This is a genomic window from Streptomyces sp. RKAG337 (genome assembly GCF_023701715.1).
Lineage (GTDB): Bacteria > Actinomycetota > Actinomycetes > Streptomycetales > Streptomycetaceae > Actinacidiphila.
Genome location: NZ_JAJOZA010000001.1, coordinates 5,839,137 through 5,866,033 on the forward strand (window position 1 = coordinate 5,839,137; position 26,897 = coordinate 5,866,033).

The window sequence follows — 26,897 nt, forward strand, 5'->3', positions numbered from 1 at the left end:
TCACACGGCACCACCCCCGCCATCGACGGATCGTCATGACGGGGGTGCGTACGGTGACGGCTTTTCAGGTGTCCTGGCAGCGCGCCCGGAATCGGCGCCGGAAGCGCCCCCGGAACGCCTACGGGAGCAGCAGGTTCACGTCGCCGAACTCGTGCCACAGATAGCCGCCGCGCACGGCTTCCGCGTAGACCCGCTCCAGCAGCGGAGCGCCCGCCACCGCCTCCAGCATCAGCAGGTGGGAGGCCGCCGGCTCATGCAGCCCGGTCAGCAGCCCGTCCACGGCGTGTACCCCGCGCTCCGGGGTCAACACCAGATCCGTCCAGCCCCGCGCGGCGCGGACGGTGCCCCGGCCGTCCGCCGCCGACTCCAGCGCCCGTACGGCCGTCGTACCGACCGCCACGACCCGGCCGCCCCCGCTGCGGGCGGCGTTCACCTGCCAGGCGGTGCTCGGCGACACCTCGAACCACTCCGGGTACGGCGGCTCATGGGTCTCGGCCGAGGAGACCCCGGTGTGCAGGACGATCGGCGCTATCTGCACACCCCTGCTGACCAGGGAGGTCACCATCCCGGTGGTGAACGGACGGCCGGCGCTCGGCATCTCCGCCGAGCCGCGGCCGTCGGGCGACGGCACCGAGAACACCGTCTGGTACTCCGCGAGCGGCTGGTCCCGCTCGGTGTAGCCGTACCGGATCGGCCGCCCGTGCCCGTGCAGATAGGCGGCGGTGTCCGCCATCGACGGCCGCGCCAGCCACAGCCGGTCCCCGCGCGGCGACAGCGGCTCCTCCAGCACCAGGCGCTCCCCGTCCGGCAGCTCCACGACCGCCCCGGCCGGTCCGCCGGCCCGCGGCACCGTCGTGCCGCGCCCGTCGGGCCTGCGCACCTCCACGGCCCACCGGTGGTCGTCCTGGCGGGTCGAGAAGTGCACGGTCACCGGTTCCCGGCCGAGCCGCCCGCCGACCGCCGCGGGCAGCGTCCGCGAGGTGTTCACCACCAGGACGTCACCCGCCCGCAGCAGCCCGGGAAGCTCCCGGAAGGAGTGGTGCGCCACCTCGCCCGCCGCCGCCCGACCGACCAGCAGCCGTACGCCGTCCCGCCGCCCGGCCGGCACCCGCGCCGACAGCTCGGGCGGCACCCGCAGCCCCCGCAGCCCCTCCACCGTGGTCACCGTGCTTCCAGCAGCGCCGGAGCGGAGTAGCGCCCGCTGGGCGCCTCCTCGTCCAGCAGCCGCAGGAAGGCCGGGGCGACGTCCGCCGGCAGCAGCCGGTCCGACGGGTCGTCGTCCGGGACGGCCGCCGTGTACAGCTCGGTCCGCAGGTCGCCCGGATCCACCCACCACACCCGCAGCCCCGGCTCCTCCACGGCCAGCACCGCGGACAACTGCTCCAGCGCCGCCTTGCTCGCCCCGTAGCCGCCCCACGTCCCGTACGCCTCCACGGCCGCGTCGGAACTGATGTTCAGCACCGCGCCGCCCGCCGCCCGCAGCAGGGGCAGCGCCTCCCGTACGAGCCCCAGCGGCGCCACCACGTTCGTCTCCAGCGCGGCGCGCAGCCCGTCCACCGGAAGCTCCGCCAGGGCCACCAGCGGCTCGGCACCCAGCGCGCTCGCGTTGTTCACCAGCAGATCGACGCCGCCGAACGCGCGGGCCGCCGCGACGAGCGCGCTCCGGTGGGCGGCGTCGGTGACATCGCCCGGCACGGCCGCCACCCGTCCTGGGCCCTCCCGTTCCAGCTCCGCCGCCGCCGTCTTCAGTGCTCCCTCGGACCGTCCGTCGAGCACCAGGTCCCAGCCACGCCGGGCGAGCGCCCCGGCCAGGGCACGACCCAGTCCCCGCGAAGCCCCCGTGATGATCGCCACCGCCATCGTCGTCCCACCCTCCGAGCCGCCACCGGACCCGTTGCCCAGCGGCTCCCTTCACCGTAGGAACGCCGACGTGTCCCGCGCCTCGGCCGTCCGCCGCAGGTCGGGGGGCACTTTGCCCTAGGTCCCCGGCCCGATCCGCCGGAGCCGCGGCGCCGGTAGGTTGACGACATGTCCAAGCGGTCGCCCAGAGGCGGAATCGAAGCGGTCAGCGACGCGGTCCTCGCGATGAGCCGGCACCTGGAGGTGCGCGAGGTGCTGCAGACGATCGTCGCGTCCGCCCGCGAGCTGCTCGACGCCGAGTACGCCGCGCTCGGGGTGCCCGACGATCACGGCGGGTTCGCCCAGTTCGTCGTCGACGGGGTGAGCGACGAGCAGTGGAAGGCGATCGGCCCGCTGCCCCGGCAGCACGGCATCCTCGCCGCGATGCTCCACGAGGCGACCCCGCAGCGGCTCGCGGACGTCACGCAGTCCGACTCCTTCGGGGGCTGGCCGCGCGCCCACCCGGACATGACGGACTTCATCGGGATGCCGGTCGTCGACGGCGAGGAGATCCTCGGCGCGATCTTCCTGGCCAACAAGCTGGGCCCCAGAACCGGGCCCGCCACCGACTGCGCCTTCACCCAGGAGGACGAGACGCTGCTGCGGACCCTGGCCGCGCACGCCGCCATCGCCCTCACCAACGCCCGCCTCCACGAGCGCAGCCGCGAACTCACCCTGGCGGGCGAGCGGGCGCGCATCGCCCACGAGCTGCACGACGCGGTCTCCCAGAAGCTCTTCTCGCTGCGCCTCACCGCACAGGCCGCGGCCGCCCTGGTCGACCGCGACCCGGCGCGCGCCAAGGAGGAGCTGAAGCAGGTGGCGGCGCTCGCCGCCGAGGCCGCCGACGAGCTGCGCGCCGTCGTCGTCGAGCTGCGGCCCGCCGGACTGGACGAGGACGGCCTCGTCGCGACCCTGCGGACCGGGGCCGAGGTGCTCGACCGGGCCCACGCGGCCCATGTCACCTTCACGTCCCACCAGGTCAAGGCGCTGCCCGCGGCCCAGGAGGAGGCGCTGCTGCGGGTCGCCCAGGAGGCGCTGCACAACGCGCTGCGGCACGCTGACGCCGGGACCGTGACCGTCTGCCTCTTCGGCCGGGGCAAGGGAGCGGTCCTGCGGGTCCGCGACGACGGCAGCGGCTTCGAACCGTCCGCGGTGCGCCGTGCCGGACGTCATCTCGGCCTGGTCTCGATGCGCGACCGGGCGAGCGGCGTGGGTGGACACCTGACAGTGGAATCGGCGCCCGGCAAGGGCACCGTCATCGAGATGGAGGTGCCCGGTGGCTGAGCCAGCGGGGCAGGCACGCATTCGCGTATTGCTCGTCGACGACCACCAGGTGGTGCGCCGCGGACTGCGGACCTTCCTGGAGATCCAGGGCGACATCGACGTCGTAGGGGAGGCGGGGGACGGCGACGAGGGGGTGGCCCGCGCCGAGGAACTGCGTCCCGACGTGATCCTGATGGACATCAAGATGCCCGGCGCCGACGGCATCTCCGCCCTGCGCAAGCTGCGCGAGCTCGGCAACCCCGCCCGGGTGCTGATCGTCACCAGCTTCACCGAGCAGCGCACCATCGTCCCCGCCCTGCGGGCCGGCGCGGCCGGCTACGTGTACAAGGACGTGGACCCCGAGGCGCTGGCCGGTGCGATCCGCTCCGTGCACGCCGGCCATGTGCTGCTCCAGCCCGAGGTGGCCGACGCCCTGCTCTCCCAGGAGTTCCCCACCGGCGGCCAGGGGCGCGGCAACGCCCTCACCGAACGGGAGCGCGAGGTGCTGACGCTGATCGCCGACGGGCGCTCCAACCGGGAGATCGCCCGTGCGCTGGTGCTCTCGGAGAAGACCGTGAAGACCCATGTCTCGAACATCCTGATGAAGCTCGATGTCTCGGACCGCACCCAGGCCGCGCTGTGGGCGGTCAGACACGGCATCGGGGCACCTCCGGCGGGCTGACCGGCCATACCGGACCGGTCTGTTCCGGTATCGGATTCATTCCGACGGGTGGATGTGGGGCCGGTGGCGCATCCTGACCGCCGGTGGCCCGTTCTGTAGGGAGTACCGCGGCGGCTGGTCGCGGTGCACCCTGCAAGGAGGAAGTTCGAAGTGAAGATCCTGAAGACCGCCGCGGCCGTCACCTTCGTCGCGGGCGGGCTCGCCATGGCCGGAGCCGGTGTCGCCTCCGCCCACAGCGGTGCCGAGGCCCACGGCGTGGCCGAGGGCTCGCCCGGCGTCCTCTCCGGCAACCTGCTCCAGGTTCCCGTGCACGTCCCGGTCAACGTCTGCGGCAACACCGTGAACGTGATCGGTCTCCTGAACCCGGTGTTCGGGAACGAGTGCGTCAACCAGTAGTCCCCCCGCGGACCCGCCGCGACGACCGGCCCCGGAGGCACCGCCTCCGGGGCCGATGCGTTCGATCGAACCCCCGTGCGTTCGATCCGGTGATCCCTTCGGACGTATCCGGTCCGCGCCCCGTGTCATCCGGCCGGGCCGGGCGTTCATCACCGTGCGGCCCCGCGGCTGGGCCGTACCGCAACAGGAGGATCGTTTCCCATGAACACTGCCAAAAAGGCCGCCCTGGTCATCGCCGTCACCGGAATCGCCGCGGGTGTCTCCGCCGGTTCCGCGTTCGCGAGCGCCGATGCCTGTGGCTCCGCCACCGACTCCCCGGGCGTGCTGTCCGGCAACCTGCTCCAGGTGCCGGTGCACGTCCCGGTCAACGTGACGGGCAACACCGTCAACGTGATCGGCCTGCTCAACCCGGCGTTCGGCAACGCGTCGTCGAACATCGGCTGACCAGCCCCGCACGACCGTGAAGGCCCCGCGTTCCACCGGTGACTCCGGCGGACCGCGGGGCCTTCCACGTCATCCCGGTGCGGCTCAGGCCCGGCGCTCCGACTCCTCCACGTACGCGTTGTACGCCGCCACCTGCGCCCGCCGCGCGGTCCGCTCCACCGGCCGCAGCAGCTCCGCCCGCGCGGCGATCTCCGACGCGCTCACCGCGCCCCCGTGCCCGTCGGAGGCGATGGCGACCAGGGCGCCGACCCGCTGCGCCAGCGCCAGCACCCGTACCGCCCGCGGCGGATAGCCGGGCGCCAGCAGATCACGGCCGCGCTCAGCACGCGCCCGGTACGCGTCCAGGGCGGCCTGCGCGGCCGGCCCCGCCCCCGCCACGTCCAGCCGGGTCAGCGCCTCGGTGGTGTCCCGCAGCGCCTCGGCCAGCTCCCGCTCGGCCTCGCCGAGCGACGGCACATCGGCCGGCGGGCCCTGCCGCACCTCCAGGCACTTCCACTCCACCTCCACATGCACATCGCCGCGCGGCCCGGCCTCGCTCACTTCGGGTACGAGGCCGAGCGCCGGGCCGCCGACCGCGATCACGGCCTCGCCCGCGGCCAGCGCCCGCGCGTTGAAATCCGCCGGGCCGCTGAGGCCCAGCGGATGTCCCGGCGCGGGCAGCGCGACCCGCAGCCCGGTCGTCCCGAGCGCGCGCAGCCGGCCGAGGCCGAGCGTCAGCCCGACCGGGCCGGTCTCGCCCGGCAGTCCGGTCATCCGGTGGACCGCGTCCTCGCCCAGGACCTCCTGGGCGACATCATCCGGTGCGGCAAGTCCGGCAAGTAGGGCATTTCCCCACGCCGCCAGCCGTCCTGATCGAGGTTCATCAAGCATCCCCCCAGCCTAAGGAGTGGAGCGCCCGACGCGTGGCGTAGGTTTTCCCTCGGGGCTCTGCCCGTGACAACCGAGACTGCAATGGGAGACAACGCGCTCATGAGCGATGTGCTGGAGCTGGTGGACGTATCGGTGGTCCGCGACGGGCGGGCTCTGGTGGACCAGGTCTCGTGGTCGGTCGCCGAGGGCGAACGCTGGGTGATCCTCGGACCGAACGGCGCGGGAAAGACCACCCTGCTCAATGTCGCCTCCAGCTATCTCTTCCCGACCACCGGCACCGTCCAGGTGCTCGGCGAGAAGCTCGGCAGCGTCGACGTCTTCGAACTGCGCCCCCGCATCGGCATGGCCGGCGCGGCCATGGCGGACAAGATGCCGCGCGGCCAGACCGTCCTGCAGACCGTGCTCACCGCCGCGTACGGCATGACCGCGCACTGGCGGGAGAGTTACGAGAAGGTCGACGAGGACCGCGCCCGCGCCTTCCTCGACCGGCTGGGCATGTCCGACTACCTGGACCGCAAGTTCGGCACCCTGTCCGAGGGCGAGCGCAAGCGCACCCTGATCGCCCGCGCCATGATGACCGACCCGGAGCTGCTGCTCCTCGACGAGCCCGCGGCCGGCCTGGACCTCGGCGGCCGTGAGGACCTGGTACGCCGCCTCGGCCGGCTCGCCCGCGACCCGATCGCACCCTCCATGATCATGGTGACCCACCATGTCGAGGAGATCGCCCCCGGCTTCACCCACGTCCTCATGATCCGCCAGGGCAAGGTCGTCGCCGCAGGACCGGTCGAGCTGGAACTCACCTCGCGCAACCTCTCCCGCTGCTTCGGCCTCCCGCTGGTCGTCGAGCGCAGGGGCGACCGCTGGACCGCCGCGGGACTGCCGCTCTCTTAGGAATCGGCCGCCCGGCCGGGGGGAGCGGCCCGTAACGCCCCCCGGCGGCACGCCCGTTCGTGCTTCCCCGCGCCCGCCCCCGCGCACGGAAGGCCTGTCACAGATCACCCCCGCCCCCCTACGATGGGGAGGTGGACCCATGGGTGTGGTGGCTGATCGCCGCCGTAGGACTCGGCATACCGCTGGTGATCACGACGATGCCCGAATTCGGGATGTTCGCGGTCGGCGCCGTCGCGGGGGCGATCGTCGCCGCGCTCGGCGGCGGCATCGTCGTCCAGGTCATCGTCTTCGTGATCGTCTCGGTCGCACTGCTCGCGGTCGTCCGTCCGATCGCCTACAAGCACCGGACGCAGCGGCCCGAACTGCGCACCGGGATCGACGCGCTGAGGGGGCGGCAGGCCGTCGTCCTCGAACGGGTCGACGGCGGCGGCGGACGCATCAAGCTCGCCGGAGAGATCTGGTCAGCGCGCGCCCTCGACGAGGAACGGAGCTTCGACCCGGGCGAGAAGGTGGACGTCGTGGAGATCGACGGCGCGACGGCCGTCGTCATGTGACCGAGGACGCCTGCCAAACCGAAACGGCCGCCGCGGTCGTGCTCCGGGAATTCGCCGAACCTGAGCGCACCGCCGCAGTGGTCTGCGAGAATTGATCATGTCGTAGTACGTCCGCAAACGGCGCGGGAGTGGACATGCAGCCGATCATCATCGTCCTGATCATCCTGGTGGTGCTCGTCTTCGTCGCGCTCATCAAGACGGTCCAGGTCATCCCACAGGCGAGTGCCGCCATCGTCGAACGATTCGGCCGCTACACGCGGACGTTGAGCGCGGGCCTGAACATCGTCGTTCCGTTCATCGACACGATCCGCAACCGCATCGACCTCCGCGAGCAGGTCGTGCCGTTCCCACCGCAGCCGGTGATCACCCAGGACAACCTGGTCGTCAACATCGACACGGTCATCTACTACCAGGTCACCGACGCCCGCGCGGCGACGTACGAAGTCGCCAGCTACATCCAGGCGATCGAGCAGCTCACCGTCACCACGCTCCGCAACATCATCGGCGGCATGGACCTGGAACGGACGCTGACCTCCCGCGAGGAGATCAACGCGGCGCTGCGCGGCGTCCTGGACGAGGCCACCGGCAAGTGGGGCATCCGCGTCAACCGCGTCGAGCTCAAGGCGATCGAGCCGCCCACCTCCATCCAGGACTCGATGGAGAAGCAGATGCGCGCGGACCGCGACAAGCGCGCCGCGATCCTCACCGCCGAAGGCATCCGGCAGTCCCAGATCCTCACCGCCGAAGGTGAGAAGCAGTCCTCCATCCTGCGCGCCGAAGGTGACGCCAAGGCCGCCGCGCTGCGCGCCGAGGGTGAGGCCCAGGCCATCCGTACGGTCTTCGAGTCCATCCACGCGGGCGACCCGGACCAGAAGCTGCTGGCCTACCAGTACCTCCAGATGCTCCCGAAGATCGCGCAGGGAGACGCCAACAAGCTCTGGATCATCCCCAGCGAGCTCAACGACGCGCTCAAGGGCCTCGGCGGCATCGTCAACCTCCCCGGCGCCCCGTCCAACGGCGCCGGCGGCGGCAACAACGGCGGCAGCAACGGCAACAGCGGAGGCGGCGACGACTTCCCCGCCCCGCGCCGCGAGACCCCACGCTTCGACAAGGACTGACCCTCGGGCATGATCGGTGTATCCGACACCGGTCATCGAGGGGCACAGCGTGACGTTCTGGGAGGCACTCGCCGTCTTCGCGGCGGGTATCGGCGCCGGCACCATCAACACCATCGTCGGCTCCGGCACCCTCATCACGTTCCCGGTACTGCTCGCCGTCGGCCTCCCGCCGATCACCGCGAACGTCTCCAACGCCCTCGGCCTGGTGCCCGGTTCGCTCAGCGGCGCCATCGGCTACCGCCGTGAACTGCGCGGCCAGCGCCGGCGCGTCATCCGGCTCGGCTCCGCCGCACTGGCCGGCGGCCTGGCCGGCGCGATCCTGCTGCTGACCCTGCCGTCCAGCGCGTTCGACGCGATCGTCCCCGTGCTCATCGGGCTGGCCCTGGTCCTGGTCGTACTGCAGCCCCGCCTCGCTCGCGCCATCAAGGCCCGCCGCGAACGCGAGGGCACCGAGGTCCCCACCGACGGCGGCCCGCTGCTGCTCGCCGGACTCTTCTTCGCCAGCATGTACGGCGGCTACTTCGGGGCCGCCCAGGGCGTCCTCTACCTGTCGCTGATGGGCCTGCTGCTCCATGACGACCTGCAGCGGATCAACGGCGTCAAGAACGTCCTGGGCATGCTCGTCAACGGCATCGCCGCCGTGTTCTTCCTCTTCGTCGCCGACTTCAACTGGGCCGCCGTCGGCCTCATCGCCGCCGGAGCCACCCTCGGCGGCATCTTCGGCGCCCGCATCGGCCGCCGGCTGCCGCCGGCGGCGCTGCGCGGCGTCATCGTCGCCGTCGGCATCGTGGCCATCGTCCAGCTCGTCCTCAGATGACCGGCCGCGTGCGGCGGCGGGCCGGGACGGTGCTCACACCGTCCCGGGCCCGCCGCCGTCCGCGCCCCACCGGGATCAGGCCGGCAGCGCCAGCCACCCCGGCAGCGCGTCGTTGTCCCTGATCCCCAGCGCCAGCAGCAGCGTGTCCGCCGGCGTCGGCTCGAACGGCTGCGTCAGCAGCCGCATCCCGGCCTGCTCAGGAGTCCGGTCCGCCTTGCGGCCGTTGTCCTCGGCGCAGGCCGCGACCGTGTTCAGCCAGGTGTCCCCACCACCGCGCGACCGCGGAACGATGTGGTCCACCGTGCTCGCCCGGCGACCGCAGTAAGCGCACCGGTGCCGGTCACGCACCAGCACCCCCCGCCGCGACCACGAGGCCCGTTGTCGGAAGGGCACCCGGACGTATCGCCGCAGCCTGATCACCAGCGGAACCGGAACCTCGACGGCCGCCGCGCGGATGCGCAGCCCGGGATGCGCCTGCTCGACGACGGCCTTCTCCTGCATGACCAGCACCACGGCACGCCGCAGCGACACCGTCGACAGCGGCTCGAAACTCGCGTTCAGCACCAGAGTCTCACGCATTCCGCCCACCCCAAGGATCCGTCCCCGCCCCATGGCGAAGTGGATCCACTGTGCCTCGCGGACCCCCGGCGGACAACGCAATTTCCGTGCGGGGCAAGGGGATCGGCGGGGTGCGGGAGCGGATCCCGGGCGGGTGGCGGTCGGCGGGACAGCGAAAAACGCCGAACGCCCCGGACGCTTCCCCCCGTGCGAAACGGAAGCGTCCGGAGCGTACGGCAGCCGGCGCGGACACCGGGCGGGAAACACCTGGTTCCGGCGGACGGCCGGCAGCGCGCGGGCGAGAACCACCACGACGCGACGCCCCGCCGCCCCCGCTACCGCGGTACCGGCTGCCCGGTGATGGTGGGCCACCACCAGACACGTACCACTGTGCGATTCAGGGCGCCGGGGCGCAACGCAATTAACGGGCGCCCGCCTGCCGCGGCGGCCCGACTGCCGAGTGGCGGGCCGCCGGCCGTCAGGTACCGGCCGGTGCCTCGTACTCGCCGATCAGCTGAGCGCGGCCCAGCGTGTGGAAGCGGAGATTGAAACCGATCACGGCCGGCGAGGCGTCCGCGTCCGGCCCGAGCTTCTCGGTGTCCACCGCGTACACGGTGAAGACATAGCGGTGCGAACCGTCCCCCGGCGGCGGCGCGGCCCCGCCGAAGTCCCGCGTCCCGTAGTCGTTCCTGACGTGCAGCGCGCCCTCGGGCAGCCCCTTGAAGTCACCGCTGCCCGCACCCGCGGGCAGCTCGGTGACGGACACGGGGATGTCGATGAGCGACCAGTGCCAGAAACCGCTGCCGGTCGGCGCGTCCGGGTCGTAGCACGTCACGGCGAAACTCTTCGTCCCGTCGGGGAAGCCCTCCCACCGCAGCTGCGGTGACGTGTTCCCGGCCGCGTACACCTGCTCGTCCTTCAACACCCCGCCCGGCGCCACGTCATCGCTCACCACCGTGAACGACGGCACCGGCGGATGGAACTCGTGGGGGAGCGGCCGCCGCTTCTGCTCGGTCACCTCGACACCTCCTGATCGCAAGAACAGTCATGGACTGCCGCCGGCCTGCGCCGCGGCAGCCTTCCGCGCTCCGAGCCTAGGCCCTGTCTTCAAACTGGCGCCTGCCCGGCGGCGCCTGGCACGCACGCTCGCTGCGTTGTCGGGCCCGCCCTGCGGGCGGACGCCGCCAGTTTGAAGACAGGGCCCAGATCCCTAGAACCAGTTGCGCTTGCCGCCGACCTCCGCCAGCCACTGATTCAGGTACGCGGCCCAGTCGGTGCCCTGGAAGGACTGCAGCCCGACCGTGAACGACCGGTACGAGTCGCTGCCCTCGCCGAACAGCCCCGGCTTCTTGTCCATCTCCAGGATCACGTCCATCTCGTTGCCGTCCGCGATGAAGGTCAGCTCCACCTGGTTCAGCCCCCGGTACTGGTGCGGGGCCCGGAACTCGATCTCCTGGTAGAACGGCAGCCGCTGCCGGGTCCCCCGGATGTGCCCCTTCTCCAGGTCCGCGGCCTTGAACGCGAAGCCCAACTGCCCGAACGCGTCCAGCAGCGCCTGCTGCGCCGGCAGCGGGTGCACGCTGACCGGGTCGAGGTCACCCGAGTCCACCGCGCGGGCGATCGCCAGCTCGGTCGTCACCCCGATGTTCATCCCCGACAGATGCCGGCCGAGGAACGTCGTGACCGGCGTCTCCCACGGGATCTCCAGCCCGAACGGCACGGTGTGCACGGCCCCCGGCGCCACCTCGAACGCCCCGCCCAGCCGCTGCCGGTGGAACTCGATGTCCTGCTTGTACTCGTTGTCGCCGCTCTCGACCTCGACGCGGGCCTGCAGCCCGACGGAGAGCCCCTCGATCTGCTGCGCGACCGAACCGCCCTGGATGCGCACCTCACCCTGGACGATGCCGCCCGGCACCACGTTCGGGTCCGTCAACACCGTCTCGACGGACGCCCCACCGGCACCCATGCTCGCAAGCAGCTTCTTGAAGCCCACGTTGTACCACTCCTCATACCGGCGGTTGACTGTTTCTTTACGTTATCTACGGTCTCTACGAACGCGGAACCGCCGCGAACGGTTCCAGTACCCTCGTACCGCATGATCGCCGACGCGGAAAGGGCCCCGCTCGCCCGGCCCTTCTTCGACCGCCCGGTCCTCGACATCGCACCGGACCTCCTCGGCCGGATCCTCGTCCGCGACACCCCGGACGGCCCGATCGAGCTGCGCCTCACCGAGGTGGAGGCCTACGCGGGACCCGTCGACCCGGGATCGCACGCCTACCGGGGCCGCACCGAACGCAACGCGGTGATGTTCGGCCCGCCCGGCCACACCTACGTGTACTTCACGTACGGAATGTGGCACTGCCTGAACCTGGTCTGCGGCCCCGAGGGGACGCCGAGCGGGGTCCTGCTGCGGGGCGGCGAGATCACCCGTGGGGAGGACCTCGCCCGCGCGAACCGTCCCACCTCCCGCAAGGACACCGACCTCGCCCAGGGCCCGGCCCGGCTGGCCACCGCGCTCTCCGTCGACCGGTCGCTCAACGGATCCGACGTCTGCGACCCCTATACCGGTCCTGCGGGTGAACCGGCCGGCAGCCCGTTCCGCGTCCTCACCGGTACTCCGCCACCCGCCGGCCTGGTGCGCACCGGGCCCCGTACCGGCGTCGGCGGTGCGGGAGCCGTCCACCCCTGGCGCTTCTGGATCGACGGCGACCCCACCGTCAGTCCCTACCGTGCCCACACCCCGAGACGCCGCCCATAACGACTCGCCATGACCGCGTACTCTCGGACACGCTGTACAGACGCTCTGCGACCGCCATGGTGTGCGGACCGCGGAGCACCGACTCATCGCACTGACCCAAGGAGACAAGAGAACCGTGACGGACATCGTCGACGAGCTGCAGTGGCGCGGGCTGATCGCCGTATCCACTGACGAGGACGCACTGCGCAAGGCGTTCGCGGACGGCCCGGTCACGGTCTATTGCGGCTTCGACCCCACGGCGCCCAGCCTGCACCTCGGCAACCTGGTGCAGATCCTCACCATCCGGCGGCTGCAGCAGGCGGGCAACCGGCCGCTGGGCCTGGTCGGCGGGGCCACCGGCCTGATCGGCGACCCCAAGCCGTCGGCCGAGCGGACGCTCAACGCTCCCGAGGTCGTCGCGGACTGGGTCGAGCGGGTCCGCGGGCAGATCGAGCCCTTCCTCTCCTTCGAGGGGCCGAACGCCGCGACGATGGTGAACAACCTGGACTGGACGTCCGGGATGTCGGCGATCGAGTTCCTGCGCGACGTGGGCAAGCACTTCCGCGTCAACAAGATGATCGCCAAGGAAGCCGTCGCCCGGCGCCTCAACTCCGACCAGGGCATCAGCTACACCGAGTTCAGCTACCAGATCCTCCAGGGGATGGACTTCCTGGAGCTCTACCGGCGCTACGGCTGCACCATGCAGACCGGCGGCAGCGACCAGTGGGGCAACCTCACGGCCGGCATCGACCTGATCCACCGCGTCGAGGGCGCCTCCGTCCACGCGCTCGCCACCCCGCTGATCACCAAGGCGGACGGCACCAAGTTCGGCAAGACCGAGGGCGGCGCGATCTGGCTCGACCCCGAGATGACCACGCCGTACGCCTTCTTCCAGTTCTGGCTGAACGCCGATGACCGTGACATCTCCAAGTTCCTGCGCATCTTCAGCTTCAAGTCCCGCGAGGAGATCGAGGAGCTGGAGCGCCTCACCGAGGAGCGCCCCCAGGCCCGCGCCGCCCAGCGTGCCCTGGCGGAAGAACTGACGACCCTGGTCCACGGGGCCGCCCAGTGCACTGCTGTCACCGATGCGTCCAAGGCGCTTTTCGGCCAGGGGGAGCTGACGGACCTGGACGAGGCCACGCTGGCGGCCGCTCTCTCCGAGCTGCCGTACGCCAAGGTCACGGCTCTGGAGCCGGTCGTCGACCTGCTGACCGCGGTGGAGTTGGTGGCCAGTAAGTCGGCCGCCCGCCGGGCCATCAAGGAGGGTGGCGCCTACCTGAACAACGCCAAGGTGACCAGCGAGGACGCGGTGCCGGCCGAGTCCGACCTGCTGCACGGCCGGTGGCTCGTGCTCCGCCGCGGCAAGAAGAGCCTGGCTGCCGTCGAGGTCGGCTGAAATCGTGCGTTTGAGCGGCGGTCGAGCTTGACTCTGCCGCCGCTCCTCCGTAATGTAGTCCGAGCCGCTTGAAACGGTGCGTCCGGTTCGTCCGGATCCCCGCGGGGGTGGCCACCCACTACTACGACTTCCCGACAGGGTTGCTTTTCGGTGCGCCGAAATTCAGTCCGAATAGCTCGATTATGAGCGTGGCAGGAAATCGGCTAACGTAGTGGTCATCGCCGCAAGGCGAGAAACAAAAACCCGCCTCAGCGGGTGGCAGAAACGGGAAATCGGATCTGCTAAGCTGAGAAACACGAAGGGAAGCCCGGAGGGCGCCGGTAAAACGGCACCGAAGGAAGCGTCCGTTCCTTGAGAACTCAACAGCGTGCCAAAAGTCAACGCCAGACTTAAAACACCCCGGGCGGAATCCATTCGGGTTTCGTTTGGTGGTTCCTTTGAAAAAGTCCTTCTGCCCTCCGGTCCTTCGGGACGGGAACTGGTGGGAGGCAATTACACAGCGAGGACGCTGTGCACCACGGGCCTTATTCCGGCCGGTGGTGCCGCTCTTGCGTGGAGACATTCACGGAGAGTTTGATCCTGGCTCAGGACGAACGCTGGCGGCGTGCTTAACACATGCAAGTCGAACGATGAAGCCTTCGGGTGGATTAGTGGCGAACGGGTGAGTAACACGTGGGCAATCTGCCCTTCACTCTGGGACAAGCCCTGGAAACGGGGTCTAATACCGGATAACACTCTCCTCCTCCTGGGGGTGGGTTAAAAGCTCCGGCGGTGAAGGATGAGCCCGCGGCCTATCAGCTTGTTGGTGGGGTAATGGCCTACCAAGGCGACGACGGGTAGCCGGCCTGAGAGGGCGACCGGCCACACTGGGACTGAGACACGGCCCAGACTCCTACGGGAGGCAGCAGTGGGGAATATTGCACAATGGGCGAAAGCCTGATGCAGCGACGCCGCGTGAGGGATGACGGCCTTCGGGTTGTAAACCTCTTTCAGCAGGGAAGAAGCGCAAGTGACGGTACCTGCAGAAGAAGCACCGGCTAACTACGTGCCAGCAGCCGCGGTAATACGTAGGGTGCGAGCGTTGTCCGGAATTATTGGGCGTAAAGAGCTCGTAGGCGGTCTGTCACGTCGGATGTGAAAGCCCGGGGCTTAACCCCGGGTCTGCATTCGATACGGGCAGACTAGAGTGTGGTAGGGGAGATCGGAATTCCTGGTGTAGCGGTGAAATGCGCAGATATCAGGAGGAACACCGGTGGCGAAGGCGGATCTCTGGGCCATTACTGACGCTGAGGAGCGAAAGCGTGGGGAGCGAACAGGATTAGATACCCTGGTAGTCCACGCCGTAAACGTTGGGAACTAGGTGTTGGCGACATTCCACGTCGTCGGTGCCGCAGCTAACGCATTAAGTTCCCCGCCTGGGGAGTACGGCCGCAAGGCTAAAACTCAAAGGAATTGACGGGGGCCCGCACAAGCAGCGGAGCATGTGGCTTAATTCGACGCAACGCGAAGAACCTTACCAAGGCTTGACATACACCGGAAAGCCGTAGAGATACGGCCCCCCTTGTGGTCGGTGTACAGGTGGTGCATGGCTGTCGTCAGCTCGTGTCGTGAGATGTTGGGTTAAGTCCCGCAACGAGCGCAACCCCTGTTCTGTGTTGCCAGCATGCCCTTCGGGGTGATGGGGACTCACAGGAGACCGCCGGGGTCAACTCGGAGGAAGGTGGGGACGACGTCAAGTCATCATGCCCCTTATGTCTTGGGCTGCACACGTGCTACAATGGTCGGTACAATGAGCTGCGATACCGCAAGGTGGAGCGAATCTCAAAAAGCCGGCCTCAGTTCGGATTGGGGTCTGCAACTCGACCCCATGAAGTCGGAGTTGCTAGTAATCGCAGATCAGCATTGCTGCGGTGAATACGTTCCCGGGCCTTGTACACACCGCCCGTCACGTCACGAAAGTCGGTAACACCCGAAGCCGATGGCCCAACCCGCAAGGGAGGGAGTCGTCGAAGGTGGGACTGGCGATTGGGACGAAGTCGTAACAAGGTAGCCGTACCGGAAGGTGCGGCTGGATCACCTCCTTTCTAAGGAGCATCTAGACCGTCATTGACGGTCCAGGGCCATTACGTCGGCATCTGTTCGGCGGTGGTTGCTCATGGGTGGAACGTTGACTATTCGGCACACTGGGAATCCGGAAGCAAGTACTGCTTCGGCGTGGAAAGCGTCTGGATTGCTGGTGGGTCGGGCACGCTGTTGGGTCCTGAGGGAACGACCTTTGTTTCTTCTACACCCCGGCCCCGTTAACGACGCGGAAGCGTTGGAGACGGGTGACTGGTCGTTGCTTGAGAACTAAACAGTGGACGCGAGCATCTAGTTAGCGCAAGTTTTTAAGGGCGCACGGTGGATGCCTTGGCACCAGGAACCGATGAAGGACGCGAGAGGCCGCGATAGGCCCCGGGGAGCTGTCAACTGAGCTGTGATCCGGGGGTGTCCGAATGGGGAAACCCGGCAGTCGTCATGGGCTGTCACCCATACCTGAACACATAGGGTATGTGGAGGGAACGCGGGGAAGTGAAACATCTCAGTACCCGCAGGAAGAGAAAACAACCGTGATTCCGGGAGTAGTGGCGAGCGAAACCGGATGAGGCCAAACCGTATGCGTGTGATACCCGGCAGGGGTTGCGTATGCGGGGTTGTGGGATCGTACTTCAGCAGTCTGCCGACTGTTGGGCGAGTCAGAAACCGTATGGATAGGCGAAGGACATGCGAAAGGTCCGGCGTAGAGGGTAAGACCCCCGTAGCTGAAATCTGTACGGCTTGCTTGTACGACACCCAAGTAGCACGGGGCCCGAGAAATCCCGTGTGAATCTGGCGGGACCACCCGCTAAGCCTAAATATTCCCTGGTGACCGATAGCGGATAGTACCGTGAGGGAATGGTGAAAAGTACCGCGGGAGCGGAGTGAAATAGTACCTGAAACCGTGTGCCTACAAGCCGTGGGAGCGTCGGATACCAGCTTGCTGGTATCTCGTGACTGCGTGCCTTTTGAAGAATGAGCCTGCGAGTTTGCGGTGTGTGGCGAGGTTAACCCGTGTGGGGTAGCCGTAGCGAAAGCGAGTCCGAATAGGGCGAATGAGTCGCGCGCCCAAGACCCGAAGCGGAGTGATCTAGCCATGGGCAGGTTGAAGCGGAGGTAAGACTTCGTGGAGGACCGAACCCACCAGGGTTGAAAACCTGGGGGATGACCTGTGGTTAGGGGTGAAAGGCCAATCAAACTCCGTGATAGCTGGTTCTCCCCGAAATGCATTTAGGTGCAGCGTCGCGTGTTTCTTGCCGGAGGTAGAGCACTGGATAGGCGATGGGCCCTACCGGGTTACTGACCTTAGCCAAACTCCGAATGCCGGTAAGTGAGAGCGCGGCAGTGAGACTGTGGGGGATAAGCTCCATGGTCGAGAGGGAAACAGCCCAGAGCATCGACTAAGGCCCCTAAGCGTACGCTAAGTGGGAAAGGATGTGGAGTCGCAGAGACAACCAGGAGGTTGGCTTAGAAGCAGCCATCCTTGAAAGAGTGCGTAATAGCTCACTGGTCAAGTGATTCCGCGCCGACAATGTAGCGGGGCTCAAGTGTACCGCCGAAGTCGTGTCATTCCCGTGCGAAGCCCTAACGGGTGCGGGGATGGGTAGGGGAGCGTCGTGTGCCGGGTGAAGCGGCGGCGGAAGCCAGTCGTGGACGGTACACGAGTGAGAATGCAGGCATGAGTAGCGATACACACGTGGGAAACGTGTGCGCCGATTGACTAAGGGTTCCTGGGTCAAGCTGATCTGCCCAGGGTAAGTCGGGACCTAAGGCGAGGCCGACAGGCGTAGTCGATGGACAACCGGTTGATATTCCGGTACCCGCTTTGAAACGCCCAGTATCGAACCCTCTGATGCTAAGGCCGTGAAGCCGTCCTGGAGCCTTCGGGCAAAGGGGAGTGGTGGAGCCGCCGGTCCAAGGTGGTAGTAGGTAAGCGATGGGGTGACGCAGGAAGGTAGTCCAGCCCGGGCGGTGGTAGTCCCGGGGTAAGGGTGTAGGACGTTGCGTAGGCAAATCCGCGCAACACATAGTCTGAGACCTGATGCCGAGCCGATTGTGGTGAAGTGGATGATCCTATGCTGTCGAGAAAAGCCTCTAGCGAGTTTCATGGCGGCCCGTACCCTAATCCGACTCAGGTGGTCAGGTAGAGAATACCGAGGCGTTCGGGTGAACTATGGTTAAGGAACTCGGCAAAATGCCCCCGTAACTTCGGGAGAAGGGGGGCCACAACTGGTGAGGGAACTTGCTTCCTGAGCTGGGGGTGGCCGCAGAGACCAGCGAGAAGCGACTGTTTACTAAAAACACAGGTCCGTGCGAAGCCGTAAGGCGATGTATACGGACTGACGCCTGCCCGGTGCTGGAACGTTAAGGGGACCGGTTAGTCACATTTCGGTGTGGCGAAGCTGAGAACTTAAGCGCCAGTAAACGGCGGTGGTAACTATAACCATCCTAAGGTAGCGAAATTCCTTGTCGGGTAAGTTCCGACCTGCACGAATGGCGTAACGACTTCTCGACTGTCTCAACCATAGGCCCGGTGAAATTGCACTACGAGTAAAGATGCTCGTTTCGCGCAGCAGGACGGAAAGACCCCGGGACCTTTACTATAGCTTGATATTGGTGTTCGGTTCGGCTTGTGTAGGATAGGTGGGAGACTGTGAAGTCATGGCGCCAGCCATGGTGGAGTCGTCGTTGAAATACCACTCTGGTCGTGCTGGATGTCTAACCTCGGTCCGTGATCCGGATCAGGGACAGTGTCTGGTGGGTAGTTTAACTGGGGCGGTTGCCTCCTAAAGAGTAACGGAGGCGCCCAAAGGTTCCCTCAGCCTGGTTGGCAATCAGGTGTTGAGTGTAAGTGCACAAGGGAGCTTGACTGTGAGACTGACGGGTCGAGCAGGGACGAAAGTCGGGACTAGTGATCCGGCGGTGGCTTGTGGAAGCGCCGTCGCTCAACGGATAAAAGGTACCCCGGGGATAACAGGCTGATCTTCCCCAAGAGTCCATATCGACGGGATGGTTTGGCACCTCGATGTCGGCTCGTCGCATCCTGGGGCTGGAGTCGGTCCCAAGGGTTGGGCTGTTCGCCCATTAAAGCGGTACGCGAGCTGGGTTTAGAACGTCGTGAGACAGTTCGGTCCCTATCCGCTGCGCGCGCAGGAATATTGAGAAGGGCTGTCCCTAGTACGAGAGGACCGGGACGGACGAACCTCTGGTGTGCCAGTTGTCCTGCCAAGGGCACGGCTGGTTGGCTACGTTCGGAAAGGATAACCGCTGAAAGCATCTAAGCGGGAAGCCTGCTTCGAGATGAGTATTCCCACCCCCTTTGAGGGGTTAAGGCTCCCAGTAGACGACTGGGTTGATAGGCCAGATGTGGAAGCCCGGTAACGGGTGGAGCTGACTGGTACTAATAGGCCGAGGGCTTGTCTAACTATTTTTGCTTCGCGTCCACTGTTTGGTTCCCGGGTTGCGAACAGTCGCTCCGGTTGAACCAGTACTACTTAAATTGAAAAGTGTGCTTGTTCGCTTGGCACTGTCAATAATCCCGTTCAGCGGGATGGCCCGATAGTGTTTCGGTGGTCATAGCGTTAGGGAAACGCCCGGTTACATTCCGAACCCGGAAGCTAAGCCTTTCAGCGCCGATGGTACTGCAGGGGGGACCCTGTGGGAGAGTAGGACGCCGCCGAACAATCTTTATGGACCCTCGGTCCCGGCCTCTGCGCTGGGACCGAGGGTCTTTTTGTTTTGCCCCACCGGTGCGCGGTCACTCGGCAGGTACGAGAGACTGGCACTACAGCAGCACGAACCAAGGAGTTACGACGATGTCCAACTCGCCCGAGGATCGGTCGGATCGGCCTGAGCGCCGGGAGCCGCGACAGAGCGGTGGCGACCGGGGCGGTTTCCGCACCGGCGGCCCGCGCCGCGATGGTGACCGGGCCGGCGGTTTCCGCCGGGATGACCGTCGTGACGACCGACCCCGTACCGACCGCCCGAGTTCTGACCGTCCGAGCTCTGATCGCCCCCGTTCTGACCGTCCGCGTGAAGACCGCCCGCGTACGGACCGTCCCAGCGGTGACCGCGGTGGCTTCCGTCGTGACGACCGTCCGCAGGGTGACCGTCCGCGCTCCGGCCCGCCCAGTGGTGACCGCGGTGGCTTCCGCCGTGACGACCGCCCCCAGGGCGACCGCCCGCGTTCCGGCCCGCCCAGTGGTGACCGTCGTGACGGCCCGCCGCGTGGCGGCTCGCGTCCCGACGACCGTGGCGGCAGCTTCCGCCGCGACGACCGTCCGCGCTCCGGCCCGCCCAGCGGCGACCGCGGTGGCTTCCGCCGTGACGACCGCCCCCAGGGCGACCGTCCCCGCTTCGGCCCGCCGAGTGGCGACCGTCGTGACGGCCCGCCGCGTGGCGGCTCGCGTCCGGACGACCGTGGCGGCAGCTTCCGCCGTGACGACCGACCGCAGGGTGACCGTCCGCGTTCCGGCCCCCCGAGCGGCGACCGTGGCGGCTTCCGTCGCGATGACCGCCCGCAGGGCGACCGTCCCCGCTTCGGCGCCCCGAGTGGTGACCGTCGTGACGGCCCGCCGCGCGGCGGCTCGCGTCCCGACGATCGTGGCGGCAGCTTCCGTCGCGATGACCGTCGTGACGGCCCCCCGCGTTCCTCCGACCGTCCGCGCTCCGGCCCGCCCAGCGGTGACCGCCGTGACGACCGTGGCGGTGGCTTCCGCCGTGACGACCGACCGCAGGGTGACCGTCCGCGTTCCGGCCCCCCGAGCGGCGACCGTGGCGGCTTCCGCCGTGACGACCGCCCGCAGGGCGACCGCCCGCGCTACGACCGCCCCAGCAGCGACCGTCCCCGTGACGACCGCCGTGACGGCCCGCCGCGCGGCCCCCGTCAGGACGACCGTGGTGGCAGCTTCCGCCGCGACGACCGTCCCCAGGGCGACCGCCCCCGGTACGACCGGCCGAGCAGCGACCGGCCGAGCAGTGACCGTCCCCGCGAGGACCGGCCGCGCTTCGAGCGTCCGCGTGAGGACCGTCCCCGTGAGGACCGCCCGCGCTACGAGCGCTCGGGCAGCGACCGCCCCAGCAGTGACCGTCCGAGCAGCAGCCGTCCCAGCGGCGACCGTCCGCGTGAGGACCGTCGTGACGGGCCGCCGCGCGGTCCGCGTCAGGACGACCGCCGTGACGCACCCCCGCGTGGGCCGCGCCGTGACGACGACCGGGGCCAGAGCCGCCGGCCGGCGGAGGAGAGCCACGGACGCTTCGAGAGCGCCGGGCGTGAGGACCGCCGTGAGGAGCGGGAGCCGGTCAAGCGGCTGCCGATCCCGGACGACGTCACGGGCCAGGAGATCGACCCGAGCGTGCGCCAGGAGCTGATGAGCCTGCCGAAGACGCTCGCCGACGATGTGGCGCGCAACCTGGTCATGGTGGCGCAGCTGCTGGACGAGGACCCGGAGGCGGCCTACGAGTACTCCAGGATCGCCCTGCGGCTCGCGTCGCGCGTCGCCGCCGTGCGGGAAGCCGCCGGCTTCGCCTCGTACGCGACCGCTCGCTACGGCGAGGCTCTCGCGGAGTTCCGCGCCACGCGCCGGATGACGGGTTCCGTGGACCTGTGGCCGGTCATGGCGGACTGCGAGCGCGGCATGGGCCGTCCGGAGCGCGCGCTGGCCATGGCGGGTGCGCCGGAGGTGCAGAAGCTGGACAAGGCCGGTCAGGTCGAGATGCGGCTCGTCGCCGCCGGTGCCCGGCAGGACATGGGCCAGCCCGAGGCCGCGGTGGTGACGCTGCAGGGCCCCGAGCTGGCGGCGAACGCCATGAACCCGTGGACCGCGCGACTGCGGTACGCGTACGCCGACGCGCTGCTCGCCGTGGACCGCAAGGCCGAGGCGCGCGAGTGGTTCGCCAAGGCGGCGGAAGCCGACCAGAGCGGCAGCACGGACGCTTCCGACCGGCTCGCCGAGCTGGACGGTGTGGAGTTCGTGGACGCCCTCGTCGAGGACCACGCGGAGTCGCACGACCCGGCGGAGTCCGCCGCGTCGGCCGACGCGGAGTCCGATGACGACGCGGACGACGACGATGACGATGATGACGACGTCGAGATCGCCGAGGCCGAGGTCGACATCACGGACGAGGCCGACCCGGCGTCGTTCCTGGACTCGCCCTTCAAGGAGCCCGGAACGGGCACCAGCAAGGCCTGAGTGCTCGGACAACTGAGAGGCGGCACCCGCGGACATCGCGAGTGCCGCCTCTTTGCGTTGCGGCTCACCGCACCGCCGCCGGCGGCTCAGCCCAGTTCGAGGCTGCGCATGACCAGCCCGCTGGCCGGCTTCGGCCCGAAGGAGGTGGACTTCCGGGGCATCGTGACGCCCTGGCGGGCCAGCTCGCGGACCACGGCCTCGTCCACGGGGTGCATCAGCACCGCGGTGCCGCCGTGCCGCTCCGCCTGCTCGACGGCCGACTCGGTCGTGTGCAGATAGCTGATGTGCTCCGGGACGTCGGGTACCCGCCAGATGTCGTCGAGGAGCAGGCTGTGCAGGACCGTCGCGTCGAGCTGTCGCCATTCGCGCGGCTGGTCGTGCGGTACGGATCGGTCGATCCGCAGCGGATCCGGCCGGTCGAGCAGCCGGAACCGGCCGTCGCCCGCGAGCAGGAAGGCGTTGCCCTCCGCCGCGGCCGCCGCCAGCGCGTCCAGCGCCACCGGCAGCGGTCCGTCGACGTCCGTCACGCGGAAGGCGTGCCGGGCGGCCTCGACGGCGTCGGCGACCGCAAGCCGCGGGAGCACGCGGTGGATGGCGCGGACCCGCAGCGGGTAGTGGGCGGTGTCGACGAGGAGCACCAGACCGTGGTCCCAGGGGCTCGGCCCGGACTGCTCGGCCTGCAGCCGCAGATAGGTCGCCCAGCGGTGGTGGCCGTCGGCGATGAGCGCCTGGCGGGGCGACAGGTCGGCATCGATCGCGGCGAGGGTCTCCGGGTCGGTGATCGACCACAGCCGGTGGTGGATGCCGTCCTCGGTGGTGGTGGCGAGCAGCGGCTCGGTGTCCGCCGTGCGGTCGACGATCTCCGCGACGGATGCGCCGCCCTGGTAGGCGAGCAGCAGCGGTTCGAGGTTGGCGCCGGTCGCGCGCATCAGGGCGGCACGGTCGGCCACCGGCCCCGGCATGACGTCCTCGTGCGGGAGCACGATCCGCTCCTCGGGCGGCGTGAGCCGCAGGACGCCGATCAGGCCGCGTTGCAGATGGTCGCCGTCACGCTGCTCGTACACGTACAGCCCGGGTTCCGGGTCGGCGGCGAGGACGCCCTCGCGCTGCCACCGGTCGAGGGCCGTGGCGGCCTGCCGGTGGCGGCTGGTGGGATCGGCGTTGTGGGGCAGGATGAGACGGACGACGTTGTGCGGGTCGGCGGTCTCCAGATGACGCTGCCCGTCCGGCCTGACCACGACGTCGTACGGTGGCGACGTGACCGCGGCCAGGCTGCCCACCCTCTCCGGCACGTAGCGGAGCCCGCGGAAGGGGGCGAGGCGCAGGCCGTGGGGGGCGGGTCCTGAAGTGGTCATCAGGGCATGCTACGTGGCCCGCGGCGATGGGGGATGATCAAGGTGATGGACGACATACGAGGAGCGGACACGCGATGACCCACCGGACCAGTCCGAGCGGTTCCGACCGGGCGCTGGACGCCGCGTACGACACGGCCCTGCTCGATCTCGACGGCGTCGTCTACGCGGGCGGTGAGGCCATCGCGCACGCCGTCGAGTCGCTCGCCACCGCACGCGGGCACGGGATGCACCTCGCCTACGTCACCAACAACGCGGCCCGCACACCGGGGACGGTGGCCGCGCATCTGACGGAGCTGGGGGTGCCCGCGGACGCGGACGACGTCATCACCTCGGCGCAGGCGGTCGCCCGGCTGATCGCCGAGCAGGTGCCGGCGGGCTCGCGGGTGCTGGCGATCGGCGGCGAGGGGCTGCAGACGGCGCTGCGCGAGCGCGGTCTCGAGCCGGTGGCGTCGGCGGAGGACGATCCGGCGGCCGTGGTGCAGGGCTACGATCCCGAGCTGCGCTGGTCGCTGCTGGCGGAGGCCTCGTTCGCGGTGGCGCGCGGTGTGCCGTGGTTCGCGTCCAACACCGATCTGACGATTCCGAACCCGCGCGGGATCGCGCCGGGCAACGGCGCGGCCGTGGAGGTCGTCCGGATCGCGACCGGCGGCGAGCCGCAGGTGGCGGGCAAGCCGCAGCCGCCGATGCACCGCGAGACGATCCTGCGGACCGGCGCGGAGCGGCCGCTGGTGGTCGGCGACCGGCTGGACACCGACATCGAGGGTGCGACCGGCGCCGAGGTCGATTCGCTGCTGGTGCTGACGGGCGTGACGACGCCGGCGCAGCTGCTCGCCGCCGTGCCGAAGCACCGGCCGACCTATGTGGCGGCCGATCTGCGCGGGCTGCTGGAACCGCAGCCGGAGGTCTCGGCGGACGGCGGCGGGGCGCGGTGCGGCGGCTGGACCGCTTCGGCGGACGGTGACGCGCTCACGGTGGAGGGCGACGGTGACGCTCTCGACGGGCTGCGGGCCCTGTGCGCGGCGGCCTGGGCGGCGGCGGGCGACGGAGCGTGCGAGCTGGACGCAGGGAAGGCGCTGGCGCGGCTCGGGTTCTGAGTCCGGGCCGTCGGTGGGCGGCGGTCAGCAGTCGGCCGCCGGTGGGCGGCCGGCTGCGGCTAGAGCAGCGAGCGCAGCCGCAGCAGGTCGCGCAGGCCTGCCTCCAGCTTGACCCGGCCGCTGCCCCACGCCTTGGCGAAGCTCAGTTCGCCGCCGACCAGCGCGACGAGATCGTCGCCGGCCATCGTCAGCCGGATCTGCGCCTTCTCGGCGGGCGCGCCGGGCACCGTGGTCACGTCATGGATCCGGCCGTCCGTCAGGCGTCCGACGAACGTCGTGTCGAGGTCCGTGATGTGGCAGCTCAGCGACCGGTCCAGGGACGTGGCGCTGCGAATGTCGCCGTTGGCCCGCGTGAGGTTCTCCGACAGCTGGTCGAGTGCGCTGCGGCACTCCTCGATGGTCGCCATCGGTCGGGCGTCTCCCGTTCGGGTGGTGCGTACAGGCGCCGGGGTCGCCCGCGCCACGATCATGTGATCCGTCCGATCGACGGTACCTCAGGGCACCGTACGCCGTGAGCCGGGCAGTACGGGTAGCGTCAGGTGCGGATACGTCAATGGCGAGGCAATGGCGAGGCGAGGAGTGAGGGCGATGCGGGACGCGCTGCGTACCTGTCTGCAGATCGCGGGCGGCCTGACCGAGGCGACCCGGCGGCGGGCGGTGGGGGCGGCCAGGGAGCTGCTCGACCAGACGGGGATCGATGTCGACGCCGTCCAGCGCAGGATCGGCGACAGCATTCCGCCGGAGGTGCAGACGCTGGCCGACGAGCTGATGGCGGCCGGACGGGCCAACCGCGATCTGCTGATCGGGCTGATCCGCGAGGAGATCGACAAGGCGATGGGCCGGGTCGGACGGGTCGCCGACGAGGTGACGAAGGTCGGTGTGGTCCTGGAGGCGCTGGAGCGCCGCGTCCGGAACCTCGAGGACGAGGAGGAGGACGTGGACGCCGGCTTCGGGGCGGCCCCCGCCGGAACCGCGTCACCGCTCTTCGAGCGCATCACGGTCGACCCGATGGAGCCGGCCGGTCCCGCCGATCCGGTGTACCCCGTCGATCCGGAGGCCCCCGCCGGCCCGGCCTCCGCCGAGCGGCCCGTTGCGCCGGTCCGGTCCGTGACGTCCGCGAAGTCGGCGACGTCGGCGAAGTCCGCCCCGGCAAAGGCCCCGGCAAAGGCCCCGGCAAAGGCCCCGGCAAAGGCCCCGGCGAAGGCGAAGAAGACCTCCCCGGCCGCCCCGCCCGCCAAGAAGGCCGCCCCCGCGAAGAAGGCGGCCGCCGCGAAGAAGTCGGCCCCCGCCGGGAAGGCGCCCGCGGCCAAGGAGACGACCCCGGCCAAGAAGACGACCCCGGCCAAGGAGACGACTCCGGCGACGAAGACCTCCGCGGCGAAGAAGACGACGCCGGCCAAGAAGGCCGCTCCGGCGAAGAAGGCCCCCGCCGCCAAGAAGGCCGCACCCGCCAAGAAGACCGCCGCCCGGAAGAAGACGGCCTCCGATGAGTGAACCGCTGCCCGGGGAGGGGCCGCAGAACGGGATCGCTCCGCTGGGCCTGGCACCGGCGCCCACCGGCCAGGCCGCGGTGGACACGCTGATCGTGCGGCTGAGCGACGCCGACGACCTGCCGACCGCGGACCACATCGAGGTGTACGAGGATGTGCACCGTGGGCTGCGCGACGCGCTCACCGCACTCGACGACAACAGGAGCTGAACCGTACGTGGCACGACGCCGACTCGACGCCGAGCTGGTGCGCCGAAATCTGGCGCGCTCGCGCGAGCACGCCAGCCAGCTGATCGCCGCGGGGCGGGTCACCATCGGCGGCGCCACCGCGACCAAGGCCGCCACGCAGGTGGAGACCAGCGCGGCCGTGGTGGTGGCCAAGGACGACAACGAACCCGACTACGTGTCGCGCGGCGGCCACAAGCTCGCCGGCGCGCTGGCCGCGTTCACCCCGCTCGGCCTGAAGGTCGAGGGGCGGCGCGCGCTGGACGCGGGGGCCTCCACCGGGGGCTTCACCGATGTGCTGCTGCGCAACGGCGCCGCGACCGTCGTCGCCGTGGACGTCGGCTACGGCCAGCTGGCCTGGTCGCTGCAGAGCGACGACCGGGTCGTCATCAAGGACCGCACCAACGTGCGCGAGCTGACGCTGGAGCACATCGACGGCGAGCCCGCGGACATCATCGTCGGCGACCTGTCGTTCATCCCGCTCGGCCTGGTGCTGCCCGCGCTCGTGCGGTGCGCCGCGCCCGGCGCGGATCTCGTGCTGATGGTGAAGCCGCAGTTCGAGGTGGGCAAGGAGCGGCTGGGCACCGGCGGTGTCGTGCGCAGTACGCAGCTGCGCGCGGAGACCGTGCGGACGGTCGCCGGGCAGGGCGCGGCGCTCGGGCTCGGTGTCATGGGCGTCACCGCCAGTCCGCTGCCGGGACCTTCCGGCAATGTGGAGTACTTTCTGTGGCTGCGCGCCGGTGCGCCTGATCTGGACCCGGCGGATGTCGACCGTGCTGTGGCGGAGGGGCCCCGTTGACGACGAACACCGAAACGCAGGACTGTGCCGGGCCGAAGGGCCG

Annotated in this window: 23 protein-coding genes and 3 rRNA genes; 18 read left to right on the top strand and 8 right to left on the bottom strand. The window is 69.3% G+C overall.

The features are described from left to right. Window positions 1–118 precede the first annotated feature (118 nt). Both LNW73_RS25875 and LNW73_RS25880 read right to left on the bottom strand, forming a co-directional pair. Complete coding sequence (locus LNW73_RS25875; RefSeq protein ID WP_250991549.1) at window positions 119–1,165, bottom strand: S-adenosylmethionine:tRNA ribosyltransferase-isomerase; 1,047 nt, start codon at window positions 1,163–1,165, stop codon at window positions 119–121. Further along, on the bottom strand, window positions 1,162–1,860 hold the full coding sequence (locus LNW73_RS25880) for an SDR family NAD(P)-dependent oxidoreductase (protein ID WP_250991550.1): 699 nt from the start codon (window positions 1,858–1,860) through the stop codon (window positions 1,162–1,164). The genes LNW73_RS25875 and LNW73_RS25880 overlap by 4 nt, the downstream gene beginning before the upstream one ends. A 168-nt stretch (window positions 1,861–2,028) precedes the next feature. On the opposite strand from LNW73_RS25880, the gene LNW73_RS25885 reads away from it, so the two are divergent. From LNW73_RS25885 to LNW73_RS25900, 4 genes are all read left to right on the top strand, one after another. Further along, complete coding sequence (locus tag LNW73_RS25885; RefSeq protein ID WP_250991551.1) at window positions 2,029–3,183, top strand: GAF domain-containing sensor histidine kinase; 1,155 nt, start codon at window positions 2,029–2,031, stop codon at window positions 3,181–3,183. Beyond that, complete coding sequence (locus LNW73_RS25890; RefSeq protein ID WP_250991552.1) at window positions 3,176–3,844, top strand: response regulator; 669 nt, start codon at window positions 3,176–3,178, stop codon at window positions 3,842–3,844. The genes LNW73_RS25885 and LNW73_RS25890 overlap by 8 nt, the downstream gene beginning before the upstream one ends. Window positions 3,845–3,994: 150 nt before the next feature. Next, the gene (locus LNW73_RS25895; protein ID WP_187144823.1) at window positions 3,995–4,240 is read left to right on the top strand and encodes a chaplin; all 246 of its coding nucleotides are present in this window, start codon (window positions 3,995–3,997) and stop codon (window positions 4,238–4,240) included. Window positions 4,241–4,441: 201 nt separating this feature from the next. Further along, complete coding sequence (locus LNW73_RS25900; RefSeq protein WP_138354961.1) at window positions 4,442–4,684, top strand: chaplin; 243 nt, start codon at window positions 4,442–4,444, stop codon at window positions 4,682–4,684. 84 nt (window positions 4,685–4,768) lie between these two features. On the opposite strand, the gene LNW73_RS25905 is transcribed toward LNW73_RS25900, so the two are convergent. Next, entirely contained in the window at window positions 4,769–5,554 is a 786-nt protein-coding gene (locus tag LNW73_RS25905; RefSeq protein ID WP_138354960.1) for a hypothetical protein, read from the bottom strand. Between the two features lie 81 nt (window positions 5,555–5,635). Here LNW73_RS25905 and LNW73_RS25910 point away from each other — a divergent pair, with 81 nt between their 5' ends. The 4 genes from LNW73_RS25910 (at window position 5,636) to LNW73_RS25925 (ending at window position 8,934) form a co-directional block, all read left to right on the top strand. Continuing rightward, window positions 5,636–6,445: an ABC transporter ATP-binding protein gene (locus LNW73_RS25910; protein ID WP_164298432.1), complete on the top strand. Its 810-nt coding sequence runs from the start codon at window positions 5,636–5,638 to the stop codon at window positions 6,443–6,445. Between the two features lie 131 nt (window positions 6,446–6,576). Then, window positions 6,577–6,999, top strand: a complete 423-nt coding sequence (locus LNW73_RS25915) for an NfeD family protein (RefSeq protein ID WP_138354958.1) — start codon at window positions 6,577–6,579, stop codon at window positions 6,997–6,999. Between the two features lie 134 nt (window positions 7,000–7,133). Then, complete coding sequence (locus LNW73_RS25920) at window positions 7,134–8,117, top strand: SPFH domain-containing protein (protein WP_250975230.1); 984 nt, start codon at window positions 7,134–7,136, stop codon at window positions 8,115–8,117. Between the two features lie 49 nt (window positions 8,118–8,166). Continuing rightward, window positions 8,167–8,934, top strand: a complete 768-nt coding sequence (locus LNW73_RS25925; protein WP_250991553.1) for a sulfite exporter TauE/SafE family protein — start codon at window positions 8,167–8,169, stop codon at window positions 8,932–8,934. 75 nt (window positions 8,935–9,009) lie between these two features. Here the strand turns inward: LNW73_RS25925 and LNW73_RS25930 are convergent, their stop codons facing one another. From LNW73_RS25930 to LNW73_RS25940, 3 genes are all read right to left on the bottom strand, one after another. Then, window positions 9,010–9,513 (bottom strand): HNH endonuclease, encoded by a 504-nt coding sequence (locus LNW73_RS25930; protein WP_250975228.1) that lies wholly within the window; start codon window positions 9,511–9,513, stop codon window positions 9,010–9,012. A 457-nt stretch (window positions 9,514–9,970) separates the two neighbouring features. Beyond that, entirely contained in the window at window positions 9,971–10,510 is a 540-nt protein-coding gene (locus LNW73_RS25935; protein WP_250991554.1) for a YbhB/YbcL family Raf kinase inhibitor-like protein, read from the bottom strand. Between the two features lie 192 nt (window positions 10,511–10,702). Continuing rightward, window positions 10,703–11,485, bottom strand: coding sequence for a sporulation protein (locus LNW73_RS25940; RefSeq protein ID WP_250975226.1), 783 nt, complete (start codon window positions 11,483–11,485; stop codon window positions 10,703–10,705). Between the two features lie 102 nt (window positions 11,486–11,587). Between LNW73_RS25940 and LNW73_RS25945 the strand changes: the two genes are divergently transcribed. The 6 genes from LNW73_RS25945 to LNW73_RS25975 all read left to right on the top strand — a co-directional run bounded on the left by LNW73_RS25945 (window position 11,588) and on the right by LNW73_RS25975 (window position 21,892). Further along, entirely contained in the window at window positions 11,588–12,250 is a 663-nt protein-coding gene (locus tag LNW73_RS25945; RefSeq protein ID WP_250975225.1) for a DNA-3-methyladenine glycosylase, read from the top strand. Between the two features lie 115 nt (window positions 12,251–12,365). Beyond that, window positions 12,366–13,625, top strand: coding sequence for a tyrosine--tRNA ligase (tyrS, locus tag LNW73_RS25950; RefSeq protein WP_250991555.1), 1,260 nt, complete (start codon window positions 12,366–12,368; stop codon window positions 13,623–13,625). Between the two features lie 561 nt (window positions 13,626–14,186). Next, window positions 14,187–15,709: ribosomal RNA gene (locus LNW73_RS25955) — 16S ribosomal RNA — on the top strand. 293 nt (window positions 15,710–16,002) lie between these two features. Then, window positions 16,003–19,125 (top strand): 23S ribosomal RNA (locus LNW73_RS25960). A gap of 141 nt (window positions 19,126–19,266) precedes the next feature. Further along, a 5S ribosomal RNA gene (rrf, locus tag LNW73_RS25965) occupies window positions 19,267–19,383 on the top strand. Together the 16S, 23S and 5S rRNA genes form the textbook arrangement of a ribosomal RNA operon. Window positions 19,384–21,055: 1,672 nt before the next feature. Continuing rightward, the gene (locus LNW73_RS25975; protein WP_250993040.1) at window positions 21,056–21,892 is read left to right on the top strand and encodes a hypothetical protein; all 837 of its coding nucleotides are present in this window, start codon (window positions 21,056–21,058) and stop codon (window positions 21,890–21,892) included. Between the two features lie 86 nt (window positions 21,893–21,978). On the opposite strand, the gene LNW73_RS25980 is transcribed toward LNW73_RS25975, so the two are convergent. Continuing rightward, window positions 21,979–23,247: a DUF1015 domain-containing protein gene (locus tag LNW73_RS25980; protein WP_250975223.1), complete on the bottom strand. Its 1,269-nt coding sequence runs from the start codon at window positions 23,245–23,247 to the stop codon at window positions 21,979–21,981. A 74-nt stretch (window positions 23,248–23,321) separates the two neighbouring features. Here LNW73_RS25980 and LNW73_RS25985 point away from each other — a divergent pair, with 74 nt between their 5' ends. Continuing rightward, entirely contained in the window at window positions 23,322–24,341 is a 1,020-nt protein-coding gene (locus LNW73_RS25985) for an HAD-IIA family hydrolase (protein WP_250991556.1), read from the top strand. Between the two features lie 59 nt (window positions 24,342–24,400). Here the strand turns inward: LNW73_RS25985 and LNW73_RS25990 are convergent, their stop codons facing one another. Beyond that, window positions 24,401–24,748, bottom strand: coding sequence for an SCP2 sterol-binding domain-containing protein (locus tag LNW73_RS25990; RefSeq protein WP_250975221.1), 348 nt, complete (start codon window positions 24,746–24,748; stop codon window positions 24,401–24,403). Window positions 24,749–24,929: 181 nt separating this feature from the next. On the opposite strand from LNW73_RS25990, the gene LNW73_RS25995 reads away from it, so the two are divergent. Genes LNW73_RS25995 through LNW73_RS26005 form a run of 3 tightly spaced genes read left to right on the top strand, consistent with a single transcriptional unit; the run spans window position 24,930 to window position 26,854 of the window. Then, a complete protein-coding gene (locus tag LNW73_RS25995) occupies window positions 24,930–25,835 on the top strand; it encodes a histone (RefSeq protein WP_250991557.1) in 906 nt (301 codons plus the stop codon). Further along, the gene (locus LNW73_RS26000; RefSeq protein ID WP_250975219.1) at window positions 25,828–26,040 is read left to right on the top strand and encodes a hypothetical protein; all 213 of its coding nucleotides are present in this window, start codon (window positions 25,828–25,830) and stop codon (window positions 26,038–26,040) included. The genes LNW73_RS25995 and LNW73_RS26000 overlap by 8 nt, the downstream gene beginning before the upstream one ends. A 7-nt stretch (window positions 26,041–26,047) precedes the next feature. Beyond that, window positions 26,048–26,854: a TlyA family RNA methyltransferase gene (locus tag LNW73_RS26005; protein WP_250991558.1), complete on the top strand. Its 807-nt coding sequence runs from the start codon at window positions 26,048–26,050 to the stop codon at window positions 26,852–26,854. Window positions 26,855–26,897: the final 43 nt, after the last annotated feature.

Bases quoted from the DNA above. Each gene is read 5' to 3' on its own strand.
- LNW73_RS25880 (WP_250991550.1), bottom strand. From the start codon at position 1,860: ATGGCGGTGGCGATCATCACGGGGGCTTCGCGGGGACTGGGTCGTGCC.
- LNW73_RS25885 (WP_250991551.1), top strand. From the start codon at position 2,029: ATGTCCAAGCGGTCGCCCAGAGGCGGAATCGAAGCGGTCAGCGACGCG.
- LNW73_RS25900 (WP_138354961.1), top strand. From the start codon at position 4,442: ATGAACACTGCCAAAAAGGCCGCCCTGGTCATCGCCGTCACCGGAATC.
- LNW73_RS25905 (WP_138354960.1), bottom strand. From the start codon at position 5,554: ATGCTTGATGAACCTCGATCAGGACGGCTGGCGGCGTGGGGAAATGCC.
- LNW73_RS25910 (WP_164298432.1), top strand. From the start codon at position 5,636: ATGGGAGACAACGCGCTCATGAGCGATGTGCTGGAGCTGGTGGACGTA.
- LNW73_RS25920 (WP_250975230.1), top strand. From the start codon at position 7,134: ATGCAGCCGATCATCATCGTCCTGATCATCCTGGTGGTGCTCGTCTTC.
- LNW73_RS25930 (WP_250975228.1), bottom strand. From the start codon at position 9,513: ATGCGTGAGACTCTGGTGCTGAACGCGAGTTTCGAGCCGCTGTCGACG.
- LNW73_RS25945 (WP_250975225.1), top strand. From the start codon at position 11,588: ATGATCGCCGACGCGGAAAGGGCCCCGCTCGCCCGGCCCTTCTTCGAC.
- LNW73_RS25980 (WP_250975223.1), bottom strand. From the start codon at position 23,247: ATGACCACTTCAGGACCCGCCCCCCACGGCCTGCGCCTCGCCCCCTTC.
- LNW73_RS25985 (WP_250991556.1), top strand. From the start codon at position 23,322: ATGACCCACCGGACCAGTCCGAGCGGTTCCGACCGGGCGCTGGACGCC.
- LNW73_RS25990 (WP_250975221.1), bottom strand. From the start codon at position 24,748: ATGGCGACCATCGAGGAGTGCCGCAGCGCACTCGACCAGCTGTCGGAG.
- LNW73_RS25995 (WP_250991557.1), top strand. From the start codon at position 24,930: ATGCGGGACGCGCTGCGTACCTGTCTGCAGATCGCGGGCGGCCTGACC.
- LNW73_RS26000 (WP_250975219.1), top strand. From the start codon at position 25,828: ATGAGTGAACCGCTGCCCGGGGAGGGGCCGCAGAACGGGATCGCTCCG.